Here is a 22,913-nt window from a genome sequence, read left to right on the forward strand (position 1 = left end):
GGGACCGGCGCTCAATGGCCCTCGTGGCGACGGGGCCGGCGTCCCGTGCGCTTGCCGCCAAGTGTCGTGGGGCGGGTTTGGGAACGTCGTGCGGAGTGGTCGGGTGGCCCGATATCATGGCGTCTGGAGCTGTAGATGGGCTGGATGAAGTAGGCCGCAGCGACACGGAGTGGCAAGGCTTGTCCGCTTTGCCGCGCCGTTTTGACGTGTCGCATGGGCCTGGGTAGTCTTGTGCATCGTGCCCGTCTCTATGCGGGCTCTCGACCGTGCGCTCATTACGGGCGTGGGACGGCTTCCTGGCTCGTAAACCTCGCGGGACGTCTGCGTGAATAGCGCGACACGCCCGAGCGCGGGGGCACCGGGTCGAGAAAAATCAGCAGGTCATGACACCGGCAGTACCTGCGAAATGCATCACAACTGACGAAGCACCGGCCAAGCACGAAACGGAGTGGCAGTGCCCACTATTCAGCAGTTGGTCCGCAAGGGCCGGCAGGACAAGGTCTCCAAGACCAAGACTCCTGCCCTCAACGGGAGTCCGCAGCGGCGCGGCGTCTGCCAGCGCGTTTACACGACGACTCCGAAGAAGCCCAACTCGGCACTGCGCAAGGTGGCCCGCGTTCGCCTCACGAACGGCGTCGAGGTCACGGCCTACATCCCCGGTGTGGGTCACAACCTGCAGGAGCACTCCATCGTGCTCGTGCGTGGCGGTCGTGTGAAGGACCTGCCCGGTGTTCGCTACAAGATCATCCGCGGTTCGCTCGACACCCAGGGTGTCCGCAACCGCAAGCAGGCCCGTAGCCGCTACGGCGCGAAGAAGGAGAAGAGCTAACAATGCCTCGTAAGGGTTCTCCTGGCCGTCGTCAGCTCATGGCTGACCCGGTTTACAGCTCGCCGCTGGTGACCGCCCTGATCAACAAGGTGCTCCTGGACGGCAAGCGCTCCATCGCGCAGTCGATCGTCTACGGCGCCCTTGAGGGCTGCAGGGAGAAGACCGGCAACGACCCGGTCGTCACCCTGAAGCGCGCGCTTGACAACGTCAAGCCGACCCTCGAGGTCCGCAGCCGTCGTGTCGGTGGCGCGACCTACCAGGTGCCGGTCGAGGTGCGCGCCGCGCGCAGCACCACCCTGGCCCTGCGCTGGCTGGTGCAGTACTCCCGCGCCCGCCGCGAGAAGACCATGACCGAGCGCCTCATGAACGAGCTCCTCGACGCCAGCAACGGCCTTGGGGCGAGTGTCAAGAAGCGCGAGGACACCCACAAGATGGCCGAGTCCAACAAGGCCTTCGCCCACTACCGCTGGTAGTGGATCCGACGAGACGACGAGGACGCGAGAGAAGTGGCCACCACGACCGCTCTTGACCTGGCCAAGGTCCGCAACATTGGGATCATGGCCCATATCGACGCGGGCAAGACCACCACGACCGAGCGCATCCTGTTCTACACCGGCATCAACTACAAGATCGGTGAAGTCCACGAGGGCGCTGCCACGATGGACTGGATGGAGCAGGAGCAGGAGCGCGGCATCACGATCACGTCTGCCGCGACGACCTGCGAGTGGCTCGGTCACACCATCAACATCATCGACACTCCGGGTCACGTTGACTTCACCATCGAGGTGGAGCGCTCGCTCCGCGTCCTCGACGGTGCCGTCGCCGTGTTCGACGGCGTCGCGGGTGTCGAGCCGCAGTCGGAGACGGTGTGGCGCCAGGCTGACCGCTATGACGTCCCCCGCATCTGCTTCGTGAACAAGATGGACCGGGTCGGCGCGGAGTTCCACCGCTGCGTCGACATGATGATCAGCCGCCTGGGCGCGACCCCGGCTGTCATCCAGCTTCCGTGGGGCGTTGAGGCCGACTTCAAGGGCGTCATCGACCTCATCAAGATGAAGGGTTACATCTGGAGCGCCGAGGCGGCCAAGGGCGAGATGTACGACACCGTCGACATCCCGGCCGACCACGCCGAGGCCGCTCGCGAGTGGCGCGACAAGCTGGTCGAGACCGTCTCCGAGAACGATGACGAGCTGATGGAGCTCTTCCTCGAGGGCGTCGAGCCCACCGAGGAGCAGCTGGTCGCGGCCATCCGCCGCGCCACGCTGGCCAGCGCCATCAACCCGGTGCTGTGCGGCACCGCGTTCAAGAACAAGGGCGTGCAGCCGCTGCTCGACGCGATCGTCGCCTTCCTCCCCGCCCCGACCGACATCCCGGCCTTCAAGGGCCACGCGGTCGGCGACGAGGACAAGGTCATCGAGCGGCACGCCGACCCGACCGAGCCGTTCTCCGCTCTGGCCTTCAAGATCGCCAGCGACCCGCACCTGGGCAAGATCACCTACATCCGCATCTACTCGGGCACGCTCGAGGCCGGCTCACAGGTCGTCAACTCTGTGAAGGGCAAGAAGGAGCGGATCGGCAAGATCTACCAGATGCACGCCAACAAGCGCGAGGAGCGCCCGACGGCCATCGCCGGTCAGATCGTCGCCGTCATGGGTCTGAAGGACACCACGACCGGTGACACGCTGTCCGACCCGTCGAACCAGGTCGTGCTCGAGTCGATGACGTTCCCGGCTCCGGTCATCAACGTCGCCATCGAGCCCAAGACCAAGGGCGACCAGGAGAAGCTGTCGACCGCCATCCAGCGGCTGGCCGAGGAGGACCCGTCCTTCCAGGTCCGCCGTGACGAGGAGACCGGTCAGACGGTCATCTGGGGCATGGGCGAGCTTCACCTGGAGATCCTCGTCGACCGTATGCGTCGCGAGTTCAAGGTCGAGGCCAACGTCGGCCGCCCGCAGGTCGCCTACCGCGAGACCATCCGCCGCAAGGTGGAGAAGGTCGACTACACCCACAAGAAGCAGACCGGTGGTTCCGGCCAGTTCGCGCGGGTGATCATCGACCTCGAGCCGCTCGGTGAGGGCAACGACGGCTACGAGTTCCAGAACAAGGTCACGGGTGGTCGTGTCCCGAGGGAGTACATCCCGTCGGTCGACGCGGGTGCTCAGGAGGCCGCCGAGTTCGGCGTGCTGGCCGGCTACCCGATGGTGGGCGTGAAGGTGACGCTCCAGGACGGTGCCGCGCACGACGTCGACTCCTCGGAAATGGCCTTCAAGATCGCCGGCTCGATGGCCTTCAAGGAGGCCGCGCGCAAGGCGGACGCCGTGCTTCTCGAGCCGATGATGGCCGTAGAGGTCACCACGCCCGAGGACTACATGGGTGAAGTCGTCGGTGACCTCAACAGTCGCCGCGGGCAGATCCAGTCGATGGACGAGCGGGCCGGTGCCCGTGTCGTCCACGCGCTCGTGCCGCTGTCTGAGATGTTCGGCTACGTGGGTGACCTGCGTAGCAAGACGCAGGGGCGCGCGAGCTACAGCATGCAGTTCGACTCCTACGCGGAGGTGCCCCCGGGCATCGCCAAGGAGATCGTCGCGAAGGCCCGGGGCGAGTAGTTCACGGCCTCTAGCGATGGAGGCCGGGACTCAAGTCCTGGTCCCTGGTGGGGTGGTGCGAGCCACCCCGCCGCCTAGGGGTTCGGGAGTTCCCGGGCCCGAGTGTGTAGACGAAAGTCAGTCAGATTCTCAAGGAGAGAACCAGTGGCTAAGGCCAAGTTCGAGCGGACCAAGCCGCACATGAACATCGGCACCATTGGGCACATCGACCACGGCAAGACCACGCTGACCGCGGCGATCACCAAGGTGCTCCACGACCGTTTTCCCGAGCTGAACAAGGCGACCCCGTTCGACAAGATCGACAAGGCGCCGGAGGAGAAGGCTCGCGGCATTACGATCTCCATCGCGCACGTCGAGTACCAGACCGAGAAGCGTCACTACGCTCACGTTGACTGCCCCGGTCACGCCGACTACGTGAAGAACATGATCACCGGTGCCGCCCAGATGGACGGCGCCATCCTGGTGGTCGCCGCCACCGACGGCCCGATGCCGCAGACGAAGGAGCACGTCCTCCTGGCCCGCCAGGTCGGCGTCCCCTACATCGTCGTGGCCCTCAACAAGGCCGACATGGTCGACGACGAGGAGATCCTCGAGCTCGTCGAGCTGGAGGTCCGTGAGCTCCTCTCCGCTCAGGAGTTCCCCGGCGACGACCTGCCCGTCGTCCGCGTCTCCGCGCTCAAGGCTCTTGAGGGCGACGAGAAGTGGGCCGACAGCATCATCGAGCTGATGAACGCCGTTGACGAGAACGTGCCCGAGCCGCCGCGTGAGACGGACAAGCCGTTCCTCATGCCGGTCGAGGACGTCTTCTCGATCACCGGTCGCGGCACCGTCGTCACCGGCCGTATCGAGCGCGGTGTCGTCAAGATCAACGAGCAGGTCGACATCATCGGCATCAAGCCGGAGAAGACGACCACCACCGTCACCAGCATCGAGATGTTCAACAAGATGCTCGACGAGGGTCACGCCGGTGACAACGCCGCCCTGCTGCTCCGCGGCATCAAGCGCGACGACGTCGAGCGCGGCCAGTGCATCATCAAGCCGGGCACGACCACCCCGCACACCGAGTTCACCGGCCAGGTCTACATCCTGTCCAAGGACGAGGGCGGCCGCCACACGCCGTTCTTCAACAACTACCGCCCGCAGTTCTACTTCCGTACGACTGACGTGACCGGTGTCGTGAACCTCCCCGAGGGCACGGAGATGGTCATGCCGGGCGACAACACCGAGATGCGCGTTGAGCTGATCCAGCCCATCGCCATGGAGGAAGGCCTCAAGTTCGCGATCCGTGAGGGTGGCCGCACCGTCGGCGCCGGCCGGGTCGTGAAGATCATCAAGTAGCTAGACCGTCGGGGCGGCGGTCGGCCCCGAATCTCGGAGCCGACCGCCGAACCACGTTCAGCCCCACGCATGGCGCCGTGATCCAGCAGTCGCTTCGGCCGAAGCGCATGTGACCGAAGTAACTGCCGGATCACGGAAGAAAAGGCAGATCGACTGCGTCTGCCTCGTGGGGTCAAGCAGGCTCCGACCTGCACCAGATACAGCGGCAACAGGCCGCACGATACTTTTTCAGACGACAGCGAAGGACACCGAGGCCACTATGGCGGGACAGAAGATCCGCATCCGGCTTAAGGCCTATGACCACGAGGTCATCGACAGCTCGGCCAAGAAGATCGTCGAGACGGTGACGCGGACTGGCGCGAAGGTCGCGGGCCCGGTGCCGCTGCCGACCGAGAAGAACGTGTACTGCGTCATCCGCTCGCCGCACAAGTACAAGGACAGCCGCGAGCACTTCGAGATGCGCACGCACAAGCGGCTGATTGACATCATCGACCCGACCCCCAAGACGGTTGACTCGCTCATGCGGCTCGACCTCCCCGCGGGTGTCGACATTTCGATCAAGCTCTGAGGGAACGCACTGACATGGCTAAGACGATCAAGGGCGTCCTGGGCAAGAAGCTCGGCATGACCCAGGTCTTCGACGCGGACAACCGGATGGTGCCGGTGACCGTGGTCGAGGCCGGTCCGTGCGTGGTGACCCGGGTCCGCACCGCCGAGAAGGACGGCTACTCCGCCATCCAGCTCGGCTTCGGGCAGGTCGACCCCCGGAAGGTCAACAAGCCGCTCGGCGACTACCTGCGTAAGCACGACATCACCCCGCGCCGTTACTTCGCGGAGATCCGCACCGACGACGCGAGCGACTACACCCTGGGCCAGGAGCTGCTGGCCGACACCTTCGAGGCCGGCCAGTTCGTCGACGTGACGGGCAAGAGCAAGGGCAAGGGCTTCGCCGGTGTCATGAAGCGGCACGGCTTCGGTGGTCTGGGCGCGTCGCACGGTACGCAGCGCAAGCACCGTTCGCCGGGTTCCATCGGTGGCTGCGCCACCCCGGGCCGCGTTTTCAAGGGTCTGCGCATGGCTGGTCGGATGGGTAACGTCCGCACCACTGTGCAGAGCCTCAAGGTTCACTCCGTGGACGTCGAGAACGGTCTCATCCTGATCAAGGGTGCGATCCCCGGCGCCAACGGCAGCCTGGTCCTCGTTCGCACCTCTGCCAAGAAGGGGGCTGCCAAGTGAGCACCACCATTGACGTCCTCGACGCCAGCGGCGCGAAGACCGGCACCGTAGAGCTGCCGGAGAACGTGTTCGGCGCCAAGGTCAACGTGCCGCTGATCCACCAGGTGGTCGTGGCCCAGCTCGCCGCTCGTCGGCAGGGCACCCACAAGGCCAAGACCCGCGGTGAGGTCTCCGGCGGCGGCAAGAAGCCGTACCGCCAGAAGGGCACCGGTCGCGCCCGTCAGGGCTCGACCCGCGCGCCGCAGTTCGCCGGCGGTGGCACCGTCCACGGTCCTGTGCCGCGTGACTACTCGCAGCGCACGCCCAAGAAGATGAAGGCCGCCGCCCTGCGTGGCGCCCTCTCCGACCGGGCCGGCGGCGGCCGCGTGCACGTGGTCAGCTCGCTCATCGCGGGCGAGACCCCCAAGACCAAGGCCGCCCTGGAGGCGCTGCGCAAGGTCACCCAGGCTCCGCGCGTTCTCGTCGTGGTCGACGAGGCCGACGAGCTGACCTGGCTGAGCCTGCGTAACGCTCCCGAGGTCCACCTGCTGGACGCCGGGCAGCTCAACACGTACGACGTGCTCGTGGCCGACGATGTGGTCTTCACCCAGGAGGCCTACGACCAGGTCGTGGCTCGCCTGAGCAACAGCGGGAAGGAAGAGGCCTGATGGAGAAGATCGCCGACCCGCGCGACATCATCATCAAGCCGGTCGTCTCTGAGAAGAGCTACGGCCTGATCGATGAGAACAACAAGTACACGTTCCTGGTGAAGAAGACCGCGAACAAGACCCAGGTCAAGATCGCCGTTGAGCAGATCTTCGGGGTCAAGGTCACCAGCGTGAACACGATCAACCGGCAGGGCAAGCGCAAGCGCACCCGTACCGGTTACGGCAAGCGTCCCGACACCAAGCGCGCGATCGTGAGCCTGGTCGAGGGCGATCGGATCGACATCTTCGGTCAGATCGGCTGAAAGCCATAGAAGTGAGTGCGGATCGCATGGTCCGTGCGGGGCTGAGACCGTCGCACTTCGGTGCGGCGGGCTCACCCATGTAACCGACGAAGGATGAACGAAAAAGATGGGCATCCGTAAGTACAAGCCGACGACTCCGGGTCGCCGCGGGTCGAGTGTCTCGGACTTCTCCGAGATCACCCGCAGCACGCCCGAGAAGTCGCTGCTTGCGCCCCTTCACAGCAAGGGCGGCCGCAACGTACACGGCCGAGTCACCGCTCGCCACCAGGGCGGCGGTCACAAGCGCGCCTACCGGATCATCGACTTCCGTAGGCATGACAAGGACGGCATCCCGGCCAAGGTCGCTCACATCGAGTACGACCCGAACCGCACCGCCAACATCGCTCTGCTCCACTACGCCGATGGCGAGAAGCGCTACATCATCGCGCCGACGGGCCTCAAGCAGGGCGACCGTATCGAGAACGGCCCCGCTGCCGACATCAAGCCGGGCAACTGCCTGCCGCTGCGCAACATCCCGACCGGTACCTTCATCCACGCGGTGGAGCTCCGTCCGGGCGGCGGCGCCAAGCTCGGCCGTTCCGCGGGCGCCCAGATCCAGCTGCTCGCCAAGGAAGGCCAGTACGCCACCCTGCGTATGCCGTCCGGTGAAATGCGCATGGTCGACGTGCGCTGCCGGGCGTCGGTCGGCCAGGTCGGCAACGCCGAGCAGGCCAACATCAACTGGGGCAAGGCCGGCCGTATGCGGTGGAAGGGCAAGCGCCCCACCGTTCGCGGTGTCGCGATGAACCCCGTCGACCACCCGCACGGTGGTGGTGAGGGCAAGACCTCCGGTGGTCGCCACCCGGTGAACCCGAAGGGCAAGCCCGAGGGGCGCACCCGCCAGGCCAACAAGGCCAGCGACCGACTGATCATCCGTCGTCGGAGCAAGAGGAAGAAGCGGTAGGAGCAGCCGAAATGCCACGTAGCCTTAAGAAGGGTCCCTTCGTGGACGATCACCTTCAGAAGAAGGTCGATGTCCAGAACGAGAAGGGCACCAAGAACGTCATCAAGACGTGGTCGCGGCGCTCCATGATCGTTCCCGACATGCTCGGGCACACGATCGCCGTGCACGACGGCCGCAAGCACGTCCCGGTCTTCGTCACCGAGTCGATGATCGGCCACAAGCTCGGAGAGTTCGCCCCCACGCGGACCTTCCGCAGCCACGTCAAGGAAGACCGCCGCAGCCGGCGGTAAGCGTCCCGGAAGTAGGAGAAAGCGATGGAAGCCAGGGCTCAGGCGCGGTTCGTCCGTGTCACGCCCCAGAAGGCCCGCCGTGTGGTGGACCTCATTCGCGGGCTGCCCGCTTCGGAGGCGCAGGCCGTGCTGCAGTTCGCTCCCCAGTCGGCGAGCGAGCCGATCTACAAGGTGCTCAGCAGCGCCATGGCGAACGCGGAGCACAACTTCGACCTCGACCCGCAGACGCTCGTCGTCAGCCGGGCGTGGGTCGACGAGGGCCCGACGCTGAAGCGGTTCCGCCCGCGTGCACAGGGTCGTGCCTATCGGATCAACAAGCGGACGAGCCACATCACCGTGATCGTGGAGTCCCGCGAGCCGAAGGGAAGGACCCGATAGTGGGCCAGAAGGTTAACCCGCACGGGTTCCGCCTCGGCATCACGACCGACTTCAAGAGCCGGTGGTACGCCGACAAGCTGTACAAGTCGTACGTCGCCGAGGACGTGGCGATCCGCCGCATGCTGCAGAAGGGCATGGAGCGGGCCGGCATCTCCAAGGTCGAGATCGAGCGCACGACGGACCGCGTGCAGGTGGACATCCACACCGCGCGTCCCGGCATCGTGATCGGCCGGCGCGGCGCCGAGGCGGACCGTATCCGTGGCGACCTGGAGAAGCTGACCAAGAAGCAGGTCCAGCTCAACATCCTCGAGGTCAAGAACCCGGAGATCGACGCGCAGCTCGTCGCGCAGGGCGTGGCCGAGCAGCTGTCCAGCCGTGTCTCGTTCCGCCGTGCCATGCGCAAGGCGATGCAGTCCGCCATGAAGTCGGGCGCCAAGGGCATCCGTGTCCAGTGCTCCGGCCGTCTGGGCGGCGCTGAGATGTCGAGGTCGGAGTTCTACCGCGAGGGCCGCGTGCCGCTGCACACCCTCCGCGCGGACATCGACTACGGCTTCTACGAGGCCCGCACGACCTTCGGCCGCATCGGCGTGAAGGTCTGGATCTACAAGGGCGAGGCTCCCACCAGCCGCGCCGAGCGCGAGGCGGCCGCCGCCGGCGCCCGTGCCGGCCAGCGTCGCGAGCGCGACGACCGTCGCGGTGGCGGCGAGCGTCCCCGTCGTGGTGGCGGCGACCGTCCCCGCCGCGGTGGTGGCCGCGCCCCCCGTACCGAGGCGGCCGCACAGGCTGCCCCCGAGACCGGCCCGGCTGCGCAGCCGGGTGCTGAAGGGAGCTGACCATGCTGATCCCGCGCAGGGTCAAGCACCGCAAGCAGCACCGGCCTGACCGCAGCGGAGCCGCCAAGGGCGGCACCAGGGTCACGTTCGGCGAGTTCGGCATCCAGGCGATTGAGCACTCTTACGTGACCAACCGCCAGATCGAGTCGGCCCGTATCGCCATGACCCGTCACATCCGCCGTGGCGGCAAGGTGTGGATCAACATCTACCCCGACCGTCCGCTCACCAAGAAGCCTGCCGAGACCCGCATGGGTTCCGGTAAGGGTTCGCCGGAGTGGTGGATCGCCAACGTCAAGCCCGGACGCGTGATGTTCGAGCTGTCCGGCGTGGCGGAGCCGATCGCTCGCGAGGCGCTTCAGCGTGCGATCCACAAGCTCCCGATGAAGTGCAAGATCGTTAAGCGTGAAGTGGGTGAGGCGTGATGGCTAAGGGCCTGACCGCCGGCGAGCTGCGGCTCGAGGACGAGGACACCCTCGTCCAGAAGCTGAAGGAGGCGAAGGAGGAGCTGTTCAACCTCCGCTTCCAGGCGGCGACCGGTCAGTTGGAGAGCCACGGGCGGCTGCGCGCCGTCCGCCGCGAGATCGCCCGTATCTACACCGTGATGCGCGAGCGCGAGCTGGGCATCGTCACGGTCGAGAAGGAGACGAGCGATGGCTGAGACCGAGACCACCGAGACCACGAACGAGCGGAACTTCCGTAAGGTCCGTGAGGGCCTCGTCGTGAGCGACAAGATGGACAAGACCGTCGTCGTCGCCGTCGAGGACCGCGTGAAGCACCGTCTGTACGGCAAGGTCATCCGCCGTACGACCAAGTACAAGGCGCACGACGAGGCCAACGCCTGTGGCGTGGGCGACCGCGTGCTGCTCATGGAGACCCGCCCCCTCTCCGCCACCAAGCGGTGGAGGGTCGTGGAGATCCTCGAGAAGGCCAAGTAACCCTTCCTTCTCGACATATGCCGCGCCTCGTGGGGGCTCTCAGAGCCCCCATGACGGCGTCCAAGGACGCGGGGCCACGTGTGGTCTCGCGTCGCCTGCGGTGCGGCGCCTACGGGCGCTGTGGCCGTGGGAACAAGACAACGACGGGTTCCGCCAGGCTCAGAGATGAGAACCGGCGCGACTAACAGGAGTTCAAGTGATCCAGCAGGAGTCGCGGCTCAAGGTCGCCGACAACACGGGAGCGAAGGAGATCCTTTGCATCCGTGTGCTCGGTGGCTCGGGCCGACGCTACGCCGGTATCGGCGACGTCATCGTCGCCACTGTCAAGGACGCGCTGCCCGGCAGCACTGGCGTCAAGAAGGGCGACGTGGTCAAGGCCGTCATCGTCCGCACGGTCAAGGAGCGCCGCCGGCCCGACGGCTCCTACATCCGCTTCGACGAGAACGCCGCAGTCATCATCAAGGACAGCGGTGACCCTCGCGGCACTCGTATCTTCGGCCCGGTCGGCCGCGAGCTGCGTGACAAGAAGTTCATGCGGATCATCTCGCTCGCCCCGGAGGTGCTGTGATGCCGAAGTCGCTGCATGTGAAGAAGGGTGACCTGGTTCAGGTCATCGCCGGCAAGGACAAGGGTGCCAAGGGCCGCGTGATCGCCGCGCTGCCGCGCGAGGACCGCGTGGTGGTCGAGGGCGTCAACCTGATCAAGAAGCACTCCAAGGAGACCCACCAGGGCCCGCGTGGCGCCAAGACCGGCGGCGTGCAGACCATGGAGGCTCCCCTCCACGTCTCGAACGTGAAGAAGCTCAAGGACGAGAAGCCCGCCGAGAAGAAGGCCGACGAGAAGAAGGCCGACGAGACGGGTGAGGACAGCTGATGACTGCCACTACCACTGAGACCGAGCGCCCGACGCCGCGACTCAAGACGAAGTACCGCGAGGAGATCGCGGCCCAGCTTCGCGAGCAGTTCGGCATCGAGAACGTCATGCAGATCCCCGCGCTGACCAAGATCAAGGTCAACATGGGCGTCGGCGAGGCGGCTCGCGACTCCAAGCTCATCGAGGGTGCCGTCCGCGACCTCACCGTGATCACCGGCCAGAAGCCGGCCGTCGTCCGGGCGCGCAAGTCCATCGCCCAGTTCAAGCTGCGCGAGGGCATGCCGATCGGCGCGCACGTCACGCTGCGCGGCGACCGCATGTGGGAGTTCCTCGACCGGCTGCTGGCGCTGGCCCTGCCCCGTATCAGGGACTTCCGCGGTCTGTCGCCCAAGCAGTTCGACGGCAACGGCAACTACACGTTCGGTCTGACCGAGCAGGTCATGTTCCACGAGGTCGACCAGGACAAGGTCGACCGTCCGCGGGGCATGGACATCACGATCGTGACCACCGCGAAGAACGACGACCAGGGCCGGGCGCTGCTGAAGCTCCTCGGCTTCCCCTTCAAGGAGGCCTGATCCAATGGCGAAGAAGTCGCTGATCGCCAAGGCGGGGCGCAAGCAGAAGTTCGAGGTCCGGGCGTACACCCGGTGCTCGCGTTGTGGCCGGCCGCGCGCCGTCTACCGCAAGTTCGGGCTCTGCCGCGTGTGCTTCCGCGAGATGGCGCACCGGGGCGAGCTGCCCGGCATCACCAAGTCGAGCTGGTAGATACCCTTAGGGGCGGCCTCAGGTCGCCCCGAAGGCGATCATATTTTTCAGTAGAAGACCGGACGCTTTTACGAGCGTCCATGACCACGCCGAAGGTCCACCGGCAGAGCGCTGCTTGGCCGACTGGAAACCGCGGCGAGGAAGGCCACTGGCCATGACGATGACCGACCCGATCGCAGACATGCTCACACGTCTGCGCAACGCGAACTCGGCGTACCACGACAGCGTGTCGATGCCGTACTCGAAGATCAAGGCGCACATCGCCGAGATCCTCCAGCAGGAGGGTTACATCCAGTCCTGGAGCGTCGAGGACGCCAAGGTTGGCAAGAACCTCGTGGTGGAGCTCAAGTTCGGGCCCACCCGTGAGCGGTCGCTCGCGGGAGTGCGCCGGGTATCCAAGCCCGGTCTGCGGGTCTATGCGAAGAAGGACAACCTGCCTCGAGTCCTGGGCGGGCTGGGCGTCGCGATCATCTCGACGTCCGCCGGTCTCATGACCGACAAGCAGGCCGGCAAGCGTGGTGTGGGCGGGGAAGTCCTCGCCTACGTCTGGTAGAGGGGAGGAACACAGCATGTCGAGAATCGGACGGCTGCCCATCCCTGTGCCCAGCGGCGTAGACATCACGATCGACGGCCAGGATGTCCAGGTCAAGGGCCCGAAGGGCACGCTTTCTCACACGGTTGCGACGCCCATCACGGTCGGTCGCGACGAGGACGGCGCCATCGCCGTCTCCCGGCCCAGCGACGAGAACAAGGTCCGTGCGCTGCACGGCCTGTCCAGGACGCTCATCGCCAACATGGTGCAGGGCGTCACCCAGGGGTACTCCAAGTCCCTGGAGATCGTCGGCGTCGGTTACCGCGTCCAGGCCAAGGGCCCGACGCAGCTGGAGTTCTCGCTGGGCTTCAGTCACCCGGTCATCGTGGACGCCCCCGAGGGCGTCACCTTCCGCGTCGAGAAGCCGACCCTGTTCCACGTGGACGGCATCGACAAGCAGAAGGTCGGCGAGGTCGCGGCCAACATCCGCAAGCTGCGCAAGCCCGACCCGTACAAGGGCAAGGGCGTGCGCTACCAGGGCGAACAGATCCGCCGCAAGGTCGGAAAGGCTGGTAAGTAGGCATGGCTCCGAAGACTGCGTTCAGCAAGCACACGGCTGCCCGCACCGTCTCGCGGGCCCGCCGTCACCGCCGCGTCCGCAAGTTCGTCGTCGGTACGGCCGAGCGTCCGCGCCTGGTCGTCAACCGCTCGACGCGTCACATGTTCGTCCAGATCGTGGACGACTCCGTCGGCCACACGCTGGTGAGCGCGTCCACCATGGACGCCTCGCTGCGCACGCTGGAGGCGGACAAGACCGAGAAGGCGAAGAAGGTCGGCGAGCTCCTCGCTCAGCGGGCCAAGGAAGCCGGGATCACCAAGGTCGTCTTCGACCGCGGTGGCAACCGCTACGCCGGGCGCATCGCCGCTCTGGCGGACAGCGCCCGCGAAGGCGGGCTCGAGTTCTGATGACCGCAATTGAGATGAGGAACCACTGATGGCTGCAGCTCCGCGTCGCGGTGGCGGCACCGGTGGCGAGCGGCGGGACCGTCGTGACGATCGCCGCGGTGGCGCCGCCGACAAGGGCGTCTCGTACATCGAGCGCGTAGTGAAGATCAACCGAGTGGCCAAGGTCGTGAAGGGTGGTCGTCGCTTCAGCTTCACCGCCCTCGTCATCGTCGGTGACGGCAACGGCCTGGTCGGCGTCGGCTACGGCAAGGCCAAGGAAGTGCCCGCGGCCATCGCCAAGGGCGTCGAAGAGGCGAAGAAGCACTTCTTCAAGGTGCCTCGGATCCAGGGCACGATCCCGCACACCGTGCAGGGCGAGGAGGCGGCCGGTGTCGTCTTCCTGCGTCCGGCCTCGGCCGGTACCGGCGTCATCGCCGGCGGTCCGGTGCGCGCGGTGCTGGAGTGCGCCGGCATCCACGACGTGCTGTCGAAGTCGCTCGGCTCCGACAACCCGATCAACATCGTGCACGCCACCGTGGCGGCTCTGAAGGGCCTCTCGCGGCCCGAGGAGATCGCCGCCCGCCGTGGCCTGCCGATCGAGGACGTCGCTCCGGCCCGCATGCTGAAGGCTCAGCGTGAGGGTCTCGCCGAGGCGGCGGCCGCGAAGGCGGTGAGCTAGTCATGGCACGCCTGAAGATCACTCAGGTTCGCTCGAAGATCGGTGGCAAGCAGAACCAGCGTGACTCGCTGCGTTCGCTTGGCCTGAAGCGAATCGGCGACGTCGTCGTCAAGGAGGACCGGCCCGAGATTCGCGGGATGGTCTCCGTGGTGACGCACCTCGTCGAGGTGGAAGAGGTCGACTAGTCATGACTGACAAGGCTCCGCTCAAGATTCACGACCTGCGTCCCGCCCCCGGCGCCAACAAGGCCAAGATCCGCAAGGGTCGCGGCGAGGCGTCGAAGGGCAAGACCGCCGGTCGCGGCACCAAGGGCAGCCACGCCCGTACGACGGTCCCCCTCGGCTTCGAGGGTGGCCAGGTGCCGCTGCAGAGGCGTCTGCCGAAGCTCAAGGGCTTCTCCAACGCTCTGTTCAAGACGACCTACCAGGTCGTCAACCTCGACAGGATCGGTGAGCTGTTCCCCGAGGGTGGCGAGGTCACCGTCGAGGCGCTGGTCGCCAAGGGTGCTGTCCGCAAGAACCAGCTGGTGAAGGTGCTCGGCACCGGCGAGATCTCGGTCGCGGTGAACGTTTCGGCTCACGCCTTCTCGTCCTCCGCGAAGGAGAAGATCGCCGCTGCCGGTGGTTCCGTTACCGAGCTGTAAGAGCTATTACGCGGCGTGGGGGCTTTGACAAATGCCCCCACGCCCGTAGTGCGTTAGAGTTCGCGAGACGGCAGGATTCTGTCCGGCTCGTCAGACCTAAGACTTGAGATGGCAGATCCCCGCACCATCGCATACTCACACCGCCGTAAAGGCGCGCAGGAGGGACCGTGCTGACCGCGTTTACCCGGGCGTTCCGGACACCGGACCTGCGCAAGAAGTTGCTCTTCACCCTGGGCATCATCGCGCTTTTCCGTCTCGGCTCGGTTCTTCCGACTCCGGGAGTTCACGTCCAGAACCTCGCGGCCTGTTTCGACCAGGCCCGTAACGGAGCCGCCGGCAACATCTACGGGATGGTGCAGCTATTCAGTGGTGGTGCGCTCCTGAAGCTGTCGGTGTTCGCGCTGGGCATCATGCCGTACATCACCGCGAGCATCATTCTTCAGCTGCTCGTCGTCGTGATCCCGCGTCTTGAGGCGTTGAAGAAGGAGGGGCAGGCCGGTCAGGCGAAGATCACGCAATATACGCGTTATCTGACCATCGGACTCGCCATCCTGCAGTCGACCGCCTTCATCGCGCTGGCCCGCACCGGGCAGCTCTTCCCCGAGTGCCAGCGGGACGTGCTGCTCGACCCCGACAACATCTTCATGATCATCACGATGGTGGTCATCATGACCGCCGGTACGTCGGTGATCATGTGGCTCGGCGAGCTCGTCACCGACCGCGGCGTCGGCAACGGCATGTCCATCCTGATCTTCACGCAGGTCGTCGCGGTCTTCCCGGCCGAGCTGACCAACATCTTCAAGGCGAACAAGTTCACCTTCGCGGTCGTCCTGGTGGTCGGCATCTTCATGGTCGCCGCGGTGGTCTTCGTCGAGCAGGCGCAGCGGCGCATCCCGGTCCAGTACGCCAAGCGGATGGTCGGGCGCAGAATGTACGGCGGCACGTCCACGTACATCCCGCTGAAGGTCAACCAGGCCGGCATCATCCCGGTCATCTTCGCCTCCTCGCTGCTCTACCTGCCGCAGCTGATCACGTCGCTCTTCCAGACGTCCGACAACGTGGTCATCCAATGGATCTCGCAGAACCTGGCCACGGGCGACACCCCGATCTACATGGCCACGTTCTTCCTGCTGATCATCTTCTTCACGTACTTCTACGTGTCCATTACGTTCAACCCCGCTGAAGTCGCCGACAACATGAAGAAGTACGGTGGTTTCATTCCGGGCATCCGCCCCGGCCGGCCGACGGCTGAATACCTGAACTTCGTGCTCACTCGTCTGACCGCGCCTGGCTCGCTCTATCTGGGTCTGATCTCCATGGTCCCGATCGTCGCGCTGGCGGTGTCCGGTGCGAGCCAGAACTTCCCGTTCGGAGGGACGAGCATTCTGATCATGGTAGGCGTCGGCCTGGACACCGTTAAGCAGATCGAGAGCCAGCTGCAGCAGCGCAACTACGAAGGCTTCCTGCGGTAGTGCGTCTCGTTCTGGTCGGGCCCCCCGGAGCGGGTAAGGGGACGCAGGCCCAGTACATCGCATCGAACCTGTCCATCCCGAAGATCTCGACAGGTGACATTTTCCGTGCCAACGTCTCGGGAGGCACGGAGCTTGGCAAGCTGGCCAAGACGTACATGGACCGTGGTGATCTGGTGCCCGACGAGGTCACCATCGCCATGGTGCGTGACCGTCTGTCCGAGGCCGACGCGCAGGACGGGTTCCTGCTCGACGGCTTCCCGAGGAACGTGGCGCAGGCGGAGATCCTGCGCGACATGCTCAAGGACTGGGGCCAGGCGCTCGACCTCGTGCTCGAGCTCGTGGTCGATGACGACGAGGTGGTCAGGCGGCTGGCCGGCCGGCGCACCTGCAGCCAGTGCGGCCGCATCTGGCACGTCGAGTTCGACGACAAGAAGGACGACAGGTGCGACGCGTGCGGGGGCGCGCTCTTCCAGCGTGACGACGACAAGGAGGAGACCGTCAGGCACCGCCTGGAGGTCTACCAGGAGCAGACGGCGCCGCTGGTCTCCTACTACGCCGACGAGGGCATTCTCGTGGGGGTGGATGCGACGGGTCCGGTCGAGGAGGTTACTCAGCGGGCCATGGAGGCGATCCGCCCGTACATGGGTTAGTACCAAGTACGACCGATTTGCGGAGGTGGCACGGGTTTCCGTGCCACCTCGCGGTTATTGTGGGGGGAATTGGGCCCCCATCGTGGCCCGTTGAGTGACCCAGGGGGGCAGAAGATGTTCAAACGCAACAGACACGGCATCCAGATCAAGTCGCCGGAGCAGCTGGAGAAGATGCGGGCGGCGGGCCTGGTGGTCGGGCGCACGCTCGACCTGCTCAGGCGCTCGGTCGAGCCCGGCATGACGCCGTTCGACCTCGACGTCATCGCCGAGAAGGCGATCAGGGACGAGGGCGCGATCCCGTCGTTCAAGGGCTACCAGGGCTTTCCCGCGACGATCTGCGCGTCGGTCAACGACGAGGTGGTGCACGGCATCCCGACCGACGCCCGGAAGTTGCGCGAGGGCGACATCATCTCGATCGACTGCGGCGCGATCCTGGACGGCTGGCACGGCGACTCGGCCGTCACCGTCCCGGTCGGCGAGGTGGACCCGAAGCTGACCGAGCTGATGCGGATCACGGAAGAGGCCATGTGGCGCGGCATCGCCGCGCTGAAGGCCGGCCGGCACCTCTCCGACATCGGCTACGAGGTGGAGCGGTACGTCAGGTCGCAGGGCCGCTTCGGCATCCCTCCGGAGTACGGCGGCCACGGCATCGGCACCGAGATGCACATGGACCCGTGGATCGCCAACCACGGCCGGCCCGGCAAGGGCCCGGTGCTGGAAGAGGGCATGTGCCTGGCCATCGAGCCCATGGTGAACCTGGGCACCGAGCGCACCCGCGTGCTGGCCGACGACTGGACCGTGGTGACGATCGACGGCAAGCACTCCGCACACTTCGAGCACAGCGTCGCGGTGACACATAATGGTCCTTGGGTGCTAACCGCCCTGGACGGGGGCAAAGAGCGCCTGGCCCAACTTCAGAACTAGCCCCCAGGAGTGGGTGGGATGGCGAACAGCCCCGAGATGCGAGCCTCCGACGCCGACCGCGACCGCGTCGCCGCCATCCTCCGCGAGCACGCCGCGCAGGGGCGCATCACGATGGACGAGTTCAACGAGCGGCTTGAGAATCTCTACGCGAGCAAGACGTACGGAGAGCTGGCCAAGCTGACGGCGGACCTGCCCGACGTGGACCTGCGCCGGCCGCCCGCCAAGGTGTCCCAGAGCCCCGAGCGGCGCGGTGGCATGCATCCCGGCATGCGGGCGGCCTGGGGCGCCTGGGCGACGGCCAGCGGCATCAACTGGGTGATCTGGCTGATCGTGAGCATCACGGCAGAGCACATGATCTATCCCTGGCCGCTGTGGGTGATGGGTCCGTGGGGCGTCATCCTCCTGGTCAGCACCATCTTCGGCGGCCCTCCGCCCAAGAAGCACCGGTAGGGCTTTGTGCACTAGTGCACTGTGTGCATTCCTCCGCAGTACGGATATGTCTGGATTTCTAACGTGAGCGGTGTCGAGAACACGACTCACGGAGGAACCCAAATGCGCAAGATCCTTGCAGCCGCCGCCCTCGCCGGTTCGATCGCCGTCACCGGCCTCGCCGTCGCCCCCGCCGCCCAGGCTGCCACCGCCACCGCGTCGACCACCACGTCGATCAGCAAGTGGGGCAAGTACTACTCGAGCAACCACAAGGCCTACACCTACGGCATGACCTGGAAGAAGAACGGCAAGGTCCACACCCACTGGTACGGCAAGGAGTTCACCCCGAAGAAGGGGTACGTCTGGTTCAAGTACTACTCCGGCGGCAGCTGGCACAAGTTCGTCGAGGACTGGGACGGCTCGTACCACGCGACCTGGTCCAAGCGCGGGATCAAGAAGCTGTACACGTACACCTGCTGGGGCAGCCCGTCCACATACTGCGGCTCGGTGCACCGCATCTACTGAGGCCCCTGTCCCCCTTGACGGCCCGCCGGGATCTCTTTCCTGGCGGGCCTTTCGTTGTGCGGCGTAGTGCGGGACGAAGATAGGGTAAACTCTTACATGGTTGTGTCAGGACGCCTGGCACGCGTTTCGCGTTTTGGGCCCAGGTGTCGTACACTCCTTAGTCGGCTCACTATGACTATCACGCGTCGGTGACCCTTGCCGGTCGCCGCTCTCTCCGAAGCGTGAGGTCGCGGCTGCTTAGTGAACCGGAGCCTCAGACGATCGATCAGTGAAACGCGAGGAATTTTGGCCAAGAAAGACGGCGCCATCGAGATCGAGGGCACTGTGGTCGAGTCGCTCCCGAACGCGATGTTCCGGGTGCAGCTCGACAACGGCCATAAGGTCCTGGCCCACATCAGCGGGCGGATGCGGATGCACTACATCCGGATCCTGCCGGACGACCGGGTAGTCGTTGAACTGAGCCCCTACGACCTGAGTCGTGGGCGGATCGTCTACCGATACAAGTAAGACGTCTGAGGAATCACGAAGGACAATGAAGGTAAAGCCGAGCGTCAAGAAGATCTGCGACAAGTGCAAGGTGATCCGCCGGCACGGTCGCGTCATGGTGATCTGCGACAACCTGCGCCACAAGCAGCGTCAGGGCTAGTCGCCGCAAGGCTCCCCCGAGTCCGCCCCGAAATCAGGGAGCGGGCTCGACGCATGAGGAGCCTGAGTCAGTAATCGCGTCTCGCACCTGAGCAGGCGGGCTCTTTTTCGAAGGCCCGAACCACTCAGGAGACCCCCGGTCGGAGGCCGGGGCCCTCACCCCGGGCATTGGGGAGGGGTAGTGCGGCGCAAGACCTCCGCCACAGAGAAGGAGAATGCCCGACCATGGCTCGCCTGGTTGGCGTCGACCTCCCCCGCGAGAAGCGGCTGGAGATCGCTCTCACCTACATTTACGGAATCGGCCGCACCCGCGCCCAGGAGATCCTCCAGGCCACCGGTGTCAGCGGCGACCTCCGCGTGCACCAGCTCACCGACACCGAGCTCGTCCCGATGCGTGACTACATCGAGGCGAACTTCAAGATCGAGGGTGACCTGCGCCGCGAGGTCCAGGCCGACATCCGCCGCAAGATCGAGATCGGTTGCTACCAGGGCATCCGGCACCGCAAGGGCCTGCCTGTCCACGGTCAGCGCACGCAGACCAACGCGCGCACCCGCAAGGGCAAGAAGAAGACCGTGGCCGGTAAGAAGAAGCCCGGTAAGAAGTAGTCCACAGCCGCGGACCGAAGACCTCAGGAGTAATGGCAAGCAATGCCTCCTAAGAGCCGTCAGGGCGCCCCGAAGAAGGTGCGCCGCAAGGAAAAGAAGAACGTCGCTCACGGGCACGCCCACATCAAGAGCACGTTCAACAACACGATCGTCTCGATCACGGACCCCAGCGGGAACGTGATCTCCTGGGCCAGCGCCGGCCACGTGGGTTTCAAGGGCTCCCGTAAGTCCACCCCGTTCGCCGCGCAGATGGCCGCGGAAAACGCCGCCCGCCGCGCCATGGAGCACGGCATGCGCAAGGTCGACGTCTTCGTCAAGGGTCCCGGCTCCGGCCGCGAGACCGCGATCCGCTCGCTGCAGGCCACCGGCCTCGAGGTGGGCTCGATCCAGGACGTCACCCCGGTTCCGCACAACGGCTGCCGGCCTCCGAAGCGCCGCCGCGTCTGAATCCCAGGAGATAGAGAGAAATGGCTCGTTACACGGGCGCGGACTGCAAGCTCTGCCGTCGCGAGAAGACCAAGCTCTTCCTCAAGGGCAGCAAGTGCGAGTCCGCCAAGTGCCCCATCGAGATCCGTCCTTACCCGCCGGGTGAGCACGGCCGCGGACGCCCCAAGGAGTCCGAGTACCAGCTTCAGCTTCGCGAGAAGCAGAAGACCCGCCGCATCTACGGCGTCCTCGAGAAGCAGTTCCACAACTACTACGAGGAGGCCGCGAGCAAGACCGGCAAGTCGGGTGAGGTGCTGCTCCAGATCCTGGAGAGCCGGCTCGACAACGTGGTCTACCGCGCCGGTTTCGCGCAGTCGCGTGACGCCGCCCGCCAGCAGGTCCGTCACGGGCACTTCCTGGTGAACGGCAAGAAGGTCGACATCCCGTCCTACCGCGTTCGCGAGCACGACATCATCGAGGTCCGCGAGAACAAGCGCAACCTGATGCCCTACGAGGTCGCCAGGGCGACCGCGGGCGAGCGCACCGTTCCCGCGTGGCTCGGCGTCGTGCCGGACAAGCTCCGCGTCCTGGTTCACCAGCTGCCGGTTCGCCAGCAGATCGACACCCAGGTCCAGGAGCAGCTCATCGTCGAGTACTACTCGAAGTGAGCCTGAGTTGAGGTGCGGTTTTCCGCACCTCAACTACGCTGTTTATCGGAGTGGCGTCATATAGCGGGCGCCACACGAAAAAAGGGGAGACCCACACATGCTGATCGCTCAGCGCCCGACTCTTCTCGAAGAGTCGATCGACGACACCCGGTCCCGGTTCGTCATCGAGCCGCTGGAGCCGGGCTTCGGCTACACCATCGGCAACTCGCTCCGTCGCACGCTGCTGTCGTCCATCCCGGGCGCGGCCGTGACGAGCATTCGCATCGAGGGCGTGCTGCACGAGTTCTCGACCGTTCCCGGGGTCAAGGAAGACGTCACCGACATCATCCTCAACCTCAAGGAACTGGTCGTCTCCTCCGAGCACGACGAGCCGGTCGTGATGTACCTGCGCAAGCAGGGCCCGGGTGAGGTCACCGCCGCCGACATCGCGCCGCCGGCCGGTGTCGAGGTGCACAACCCCGAGCTCCGCATCGCCACGCTCAACGGCAAGGCGAAGCTGGAGATGGAGCTGACCGTCGAGCGCGGTCGCGGCTACGTCTCCGCCGCCCAGAACAAGCAGCCCGGCCAGGAGATCGGCCGCATTCCGATCGACTCGATCTACTCCCCGGTGCTCAAGGTCACCTACAAGGTCGAGGCGACCCGAGTCGAGCAGCGCACCGACTTCGACCGTCTCATCCTCGACGTCGAGACCAAGCCGGCCATGAAGCCCCGCGACGCGGTGGCCTCCGCAGGTAAGACCCTCGTCGAGCTCTTCGGCCTGGCCCGCGAGCTCAACGTCGAGGCCGAGGGCATCGACATCGGCCCGTCGCCGACCGACGCCGCCCTGGCCGCCGACCTGGCGCTGCCGATCGAGGAGCTGAACCTCACCGTCCGCTCCTACAACTGCCTCAAGCGCGAGGGCATCCACACCGTGGGCGAGCTCGTCGCCCGCAGCGAGCAGGACCTGCTGGACATCCGCAACTTCGGCGCCAAGTCGATCGAAGAGGTCAAGCAGAAGCTGCACGAGATGTCGCTGGCGCTCAAGGACTCCCCGCCCGGGTTCGACCCGAGCGCGGTGGCCGGTGGCGGTTACGACGACGACGACAGCGCTTACGTCGAGACCGAGCAGTACTGATCCCGCTTTTCGAGGGCCCCGCGCAGTGTCATGGCGCGGGGCCACAGTAACGGATCGCACACAGAGCGACTGCGATCCGGCCCGACTCCGGTACCTGGTACGGCCGGGGCGGGTTAATCCAGGAGGAGAAAGACCATGCCCAAGCCCACCAAGGGTGCACGTCTTGGCGGCAGCCCGGCGCACGAGCGGCTGATCCTGGCCAACCTGGCCACCGATCTGTTCCGCCACGGCAAGATCCGCACGACGGTCACGAAGGCCAAGCGCCTGCGTCCGCTGGCGGAGCGCCTGATCACCAAGGCGAAGAAGGGCGACATCCACAACCGTCGCCAGGTCCTGACCGTCGTCAAGGACAAGGGCGTCGTACACCACCTCTTCACCGAGATCGCGACGACGTTCGCCGAGCGTCCCGGTGGCTACACCCGGATCACCAAGATCGGTCCGCGTAAGGGCGACAACGCCCCGATGGCGGTCATCGAGCTGGTGACCGAGCCGCTGGGTGGCGTCACGACCCGCCGCACCGAGGCTCCGGCCGCCGCTACGGCCCCGGCGCCCGCCGCGGAGGAGACCGAGGCCCCCAAGGCCGAGGAGGCCGCTGAGGCTCCCGAGGCCCCCGCCGCTGAGGCCGCCGCTGAGGAGGCTCCGGCCGCCGAGGCCGAGGCGAAGAAGGACGAGGCCTGATC

At 65.8% G+C, this 22,913-nt stretch carries 37 protein-coding genes; all 37 read left to right on the forward strand.

The window, feature by feature from the left end; all coding sequences use genetic code 11:
* Positions 1-454 precede the first annotated feature (454 nt).
* Positions 455-829, forward strand: coding sequence for a 30S ribosomal protein S12 (gene rpsL / locus ABN273_RS01045; RefSeq protein ID WP_349446683.1), 375 nt, complete (start codon positions 455-457; stop codon positions 827-829).
* Positions 830-831: 2 nt separating this feature from the next.
* A complete protein-coding gene (gene rpsG, locus ABN273_RS01050; RefSeq protein WP_020542314.1) occupies positions 832-1,302 on the forward strand; it encodes a 30S ribosomal protein S7 in 471 nt (156 codons plus the stop codon).
* An 84-nt stretch (positions 1,303-1,386) separates the two neighbouring features.
* Positions 1,387-3,435 carry an elongation factor G gene (gene fusA / locus ABN273_RS01055; RefSeq protein ID WP_502910923.1) on the forward strand — a complete coding sequence of 683 codons (2,049 nt, stop codon included), beginning with the start codon at positions 1,387-1,389 and terminating at the stop codon, positions 3,433-3,435.
* A gap of 144 nt (positions 3,436-3,579) precedes the next feature.
* Positions 3,580-4,773, forward strand: a complete 1,194-nt coding sequence (gene tuf / locus ABN273_RS01060; protein WP_349446685.1) for an elongation factor Tu — start codon at positions 3,580-3,582, stop codon at positions 4,771-4,773.
* 259 nt (positions 4,774-5,032) lie between these two features.
* The gene (gene rpsJ / locus ABN273_RS01065) at positions 5,033-5,341 is read left to right on the forward strand and encodes a 30S ribosomal protein S10 (protein ID WP_012887830.1); all 309 of its coding nucleotides are present in this window, start codon (positions 5,033-5,035) and stop codon (positions 5,339-5,341) included.
* A 14-nt stretch (positions 5,342-5,355) separates the two neighbouring features.
* The gene (gene rplC, locus ABN273_RS01070; protein WP_349446686.1) at positions 5,356-6,009 is read left to right on the forward strand and encodes a 50S ribosomal protein L3; all 654 of its coding nucleotides are present in this window, start codon (positions 5,356-5,358) and stop codon (positions 6,007-6,009) included.
* On the forward strand, positions 6,006-6,656 hold the full coding sequence (gene rplD, locus ABN273_RS01075) for a 50S ribosomal protein L4 (RefSeq protein WP_349446687.1): 651 nt from the start codon (positions 6,006-6,008) through the stop codon (positions 6,654-6,656). Before rplC ends, rplD begins: the two co-directional genes overlap by 4 nt.
* Positions 6,656-6,958, forward strand: a complete 303-nt coding sequence (gene rplW, locus ABN273_RS01080) for a 50S ribosomal protein L23 (RefSeq protein WP_080043238.1) — start codon at positions 6,656-6,658, stop codon at positions 6,956-6,958. Before rplD ends, rplW begins: the two co-directional genes overlap by 1 nt.
* Before the next feature lie 106 nt (positions 6,959-7,064).
* Entirely contained in the window at positions 7,065-7,901 is an 837-nt protein-coding gene (gene rplB, locus ABN273_RS01085; RefSeq protein ID WP_090769688.1) for a 50S ribosomal protein L2, read from the forward strand.
* 11 nt (positions 7,902-7,912) lie between these two features.
* Positions 7,913-8,191 carry a 30S ribosomal protein S19 gene (gene rpsS / locus ABN273_RS01090; RefSeq protein WP_012887835.1) on the forward strand — a complete coding sequence of 93 codons (279 nt, stop codon included), beginning with the start codon at positions 7,913-7,915 and terminating at the stop codon, positions 8,189-8,191.
* Between the two features lie 24 nt (positions 8,192-8,215).
* Positions 8,216-8,569 carry a 50S ribosomal protein L22 gene (gene rplV / locus ABN273_RS01095; protein ID WP_020542306.1) on the forward strand — a complete coding sequence of 118 codons (354 nt, stop codon included), beginning with the start codon at positions 8,216-8,218 and terminating at the stop codon, positions 8,567-8,569.
* A complete protein-coding gene (rpsC, locus tag ABN273_RS01100; RefSeq protein ID WP_349446688.1) occupies positions 8,569-9,402 on the forward strand; it encodes a 30S ribosomal protein S3 in 834 nt (277 codons plus the stop codon). Before rplV ends, rpsC begins: the two co-directional genes overlap by 1 nt.
* Before the next feature lie 2 nt (positions 9,403-9,404).
* Positions 9,405-9,824, forward strand: a complete 420-nt coding sequence (rplP, locus tag ABN273_RS01105) for a 50S ribosomal protein L16 (RefSeq protein ID WP_344997584.1) — start codon at positions 9,405-9,407, stop codon at positions 9,822-9,824.
* Complete coding sequence (rpmC, locus tag ABN273_RS01110; RefSeq protein WP_106253417.1) at positions 9,824-10,060, forward strand: 50S ribosomal protein L29; 237 nt, start codon at positions 9,824-9,826, stop codon at positions 10,058-10,060. The genes rplP and rpmC overlap by 1 nt, the downstream gene beginning before the upstream one ends.
* Complete coding sequence (gene rpsQ, locus ABN273_RS01115) at positions 10,053-10,337, forward strand: 30S ribosomal protein S17 (RefSeq protein WP_349446689.1); 285 nt, start codon at positions 10,053-10,055, stop codon at positions 10,335-10,337. Before rpmC ends, rpsQ begins: the two co-directional genes overlap by 8 nt.
* Before the next feature lie 196 nt (positions 10,338-10,533).
* Entirely contained in the window at positions 10,534-10,905 is a 372-nt protein-coding gene (gene rplN, locus ABN273_RS01120; protein WP_026214151.1) for a 50S ribosomal protein L14, read from the forward strand.
* Positions 10,906-10,916: 11 nt separating this feature from the next.
* Positions 10,917-11,210 (forward strand): 50S ribosomal protein L24, encoded by a 294-nt coding sequence (rplX, locus tag ABN273_RS01125; RefSeq protein ID WP_349447163.1) that lies wholly within the window; start codon positions 10,917-10,919, stop codon positions 11,208-11,210.
* Positions 11,210-11,785 carry a 50S ribosomal protein L5 gene (rplE, locus tag ABN273_RS01130; protein ID WP_106253395.1) on the forward strand — a complete coding sequence of 192 codons (576 nt, stop codon included), beginning with the start codon at positions 11,210-11,212 and terminating at the stop codon, positions 11,783-11,785. The genes rplX and rplE overlap by 1 nt, the downstream gene beginning before the upstream one ends.
* A gap of 4 nt (positions 11,786-11,789) precedes the next feature.
* A complete protein-coding gene (locus ABN273_RS01135; protein WP_020542298.1) occupies positions 11,790-11,975 on the forward strand; it encodes a type Z 30S ribosomal protein S14 in 186 nt (61 codons plus the stop codon).
* Positions 11,976-12,129: 154 nt separating this feature from the next.
* Positions 12,130-12,528 carry a 30S ribosomal protein S8 gene (gene rpsH / locus ABN273_RS01140; protein ID WP_349446690.1) on the forward strand — a complete coding sequence of 133 codons (399 nt, stop codon included), beginning with the start codon at positions 12,130-12,132 and terminating at the stop codon, positions 12,526-12,528.
* Positions 12,529-12,544: 16 nt separating this feature from the next.
* Positions 12,545-13,087: a 50S ribosomal protein L6 gene (gene rplF, locus ABN273_RS01145; protein WP_349446691.1), complete on the forward strand. Its 543-nt coding sequence runs from the start codon at positions 12,545-12,547 to the stop codon at positions 13,085-13,087.
* A gap of 2 nt (positions 13,088-13,089) precedes the next feature.
* Positions 13,090-13,473, forward strand: a complete 384-nt coding sequence (gene rplR / locus ABN273_RS01150; RefSeq protein WP_125644663.1) for a 50S ribosomal protein L18 — start codon at positions 13,090-13,092, stop codon at positions 13,471-13,473.
* 28 nt (positions 13,474-13,501) lie between these two features.
* Positions 13,502-14,131, forward strand: a complete 630-nt coding sequence (gene rpsE, locus ABN273_RS01155; protein ID WP_349446692.1) for a 30S ribosomal protein S5 — start codon at positions 13,502-13,504, stop codon at positions 14,129-14,131.
* 2 nt (positions 14,132-14,133) lie between these two features.
* Positions 14,134-14,316, forward strand: coding sequence for a 50S ribosomal protein L30 (rpmD, locus tag ABN273_RS01160; protein ID WP_080043226.1), 183 nt, complete (start codon positions 14,134-14,136; stop codon positions 14,314-14,316).
* Between the two features lie 2 nt (positions 14,317-14,318).
* Positions 14,319-14,774: a 50S ribosomal protein L15 gene (gene rplO, locus ABN273_RS01165; protein WP_349446693.1), complete on the forward strand. Its 456-nt coding sequence runs from the start codon at positions 14,319-14,321 to the stop codon at positions 14,772-14,774.
* A 167-nt stretch (positions 14,775-14,941) separates the two neighbouring features.
* Positions 14,942-16,246 carry a preprotein translocase subunit SecY gene (gene secY, locus ABN273_RS01170; protein WP_349446694.1) on the forward strand — a complete coding sequence of 435 codons (1,305 nt, stop codon included), beginning with the start codon at positions 14,942-14,944 and terminating at the stop codon, positions 16,244-16,246.
* A complete protein-coding gene (locus ABN273_RS01175; RefSeq protein WP_349446695.1) occupies positions 16,246-16,896 on the forward strand; it encodes an adenylate kinase in 651 nt (216 codons plus the stop codon). The genes secY and ABN273_RS01175 overlap by 1 nt, the downstream gene beginning before the upstream one ends.
* Before the next feature lie 114 nt (positions 16,897-17,010).
* Positions 17,011-17,820, forward strand: coding sequence for a type I methionyl aminopeptidase (map, locus tag ABN273_RS01180; RefSeq protein WP_349447164.1), 810 nt, complete (start codon positions 17,011-17,013; stop codon positions 17,818-17,820).
* An 18-nt stretch (positions 17,821-17,838) separates the two neighbouring features.
* Complete coding sequence (locus tag ABN273_RS01185; RefSeq protein ID WP_349446696.1) at positions 17,839-18,270, forward strand: DUF1707 SHOCT-like domain-containing protein; 432 nt, start codon at positions 17,839-17,841, stop codon at positions 18,268-18,270.
* Between the two features lie 102 nt (positions 18,271-18,372).
* The gene (locus ABN273_RS01190; protein ID WP_349446697.1) at positions 18,373-18,774 is read left to right on the forward strand and encodes a hypothetical protein; all 402 of its coding nucleotides are present in this window, start codon (positions 18,373-18,375) and stop codon (positions 18,772-18,774) included.
* A gap of 285 nt (positions 18,775-19,059) precedes the next feature.
* Complete coding sequence (gene infA / locus ABN273_RS01195; RefSeq protein ID WP_012887858.1) at positions 19,060-19,281, forward strand: translation initiation factor IF-1; 222 nt, start codon at positions 19,060-19,062, stop codon at positions 19,279-19,281.
* 25 nt (positions 19,282-19,306) lie between these two features.
* On the forward strand, positions 19,307-19,420 hold the full coding sequence (gene rpmJ / locus ABN273_RS01200; protein ID WP_003956441.1) for a 50S ribosomal protein L36: 114 nt from the start codon (positions 19,307-19,309) through the stop codon (positions 19,418-19,420).
* 224 nt (positions 19,421-19,644) lie between these two features.
* Positions 19,645-20,025: a 30S ribosomal protein S13 gene (gene rpsM, locus ABN273_RS01205; protein ID WP_349446698.1), complete on the forward strand. Its 381-nt coding sequence runs from the start codon at positions 19,645-19,647 to the stop codon at positions 20,023-20,025.
* Positions 20,026-20,067: 42 nt separating this feature from the next.
* A complete protein-coding gene (rpsK, locus tag ABN273_RS01210; RefSeq protein ID WP_012887860.1) occupies positions 20,068-20,472 on the forward strand; it encodes a 30S ribosomal protein S11 in 405 nt (134 codons plus the stop codon).
* A 20-nt stretch (positions 20,473-20,492) separates the two neighbouring features.
* Positions 20,493-21,119, forward strand: a complete 627-nt coding sequence (gene rpsD, locus ABN273_RS01215; protein WP_349446699.1) for a 30S ribosomal protein S4 — start codon at positions 20,493-20,495, stop codon at positions 21,117-21,119.
* A 97-nt stretch (positions 21,120-21,216) separates the two neighbouring features.
* A complete protein-coding gene (locus ABN273_RS01220; protein ID WP_103960866.1) occupies positions 21,217-22,233 on the forward strand; it encodes a DNA-directed RNA polymerase subunit alpha in 1,017 nt (338 codons plus the stop codon).
* Positions 22,234-22,368: 135 nt separating this feature from the next.
* Complete coding sequence (gene rplQ / locus ABN273_RS01225; RefSeq protein WP_349446700.1) at positions 22,369-22,911, forward strand: 50S ribosomal protein L17; 543 nt, start codon at positions 22,369-22,371, stop codon at positions 22,909-22,911.
* Positions 22,912-22,913 lie beyond the last annotated feature (2 nt).

The organism is Nonomuraea sp. B19D2, from assembly GCF_040137845.1.
Lineage (GTDB): Bacteria > Actinomycetota > Actinomycetes > Streptosporangiales > Streptosporangiaceae > Nonomuraea.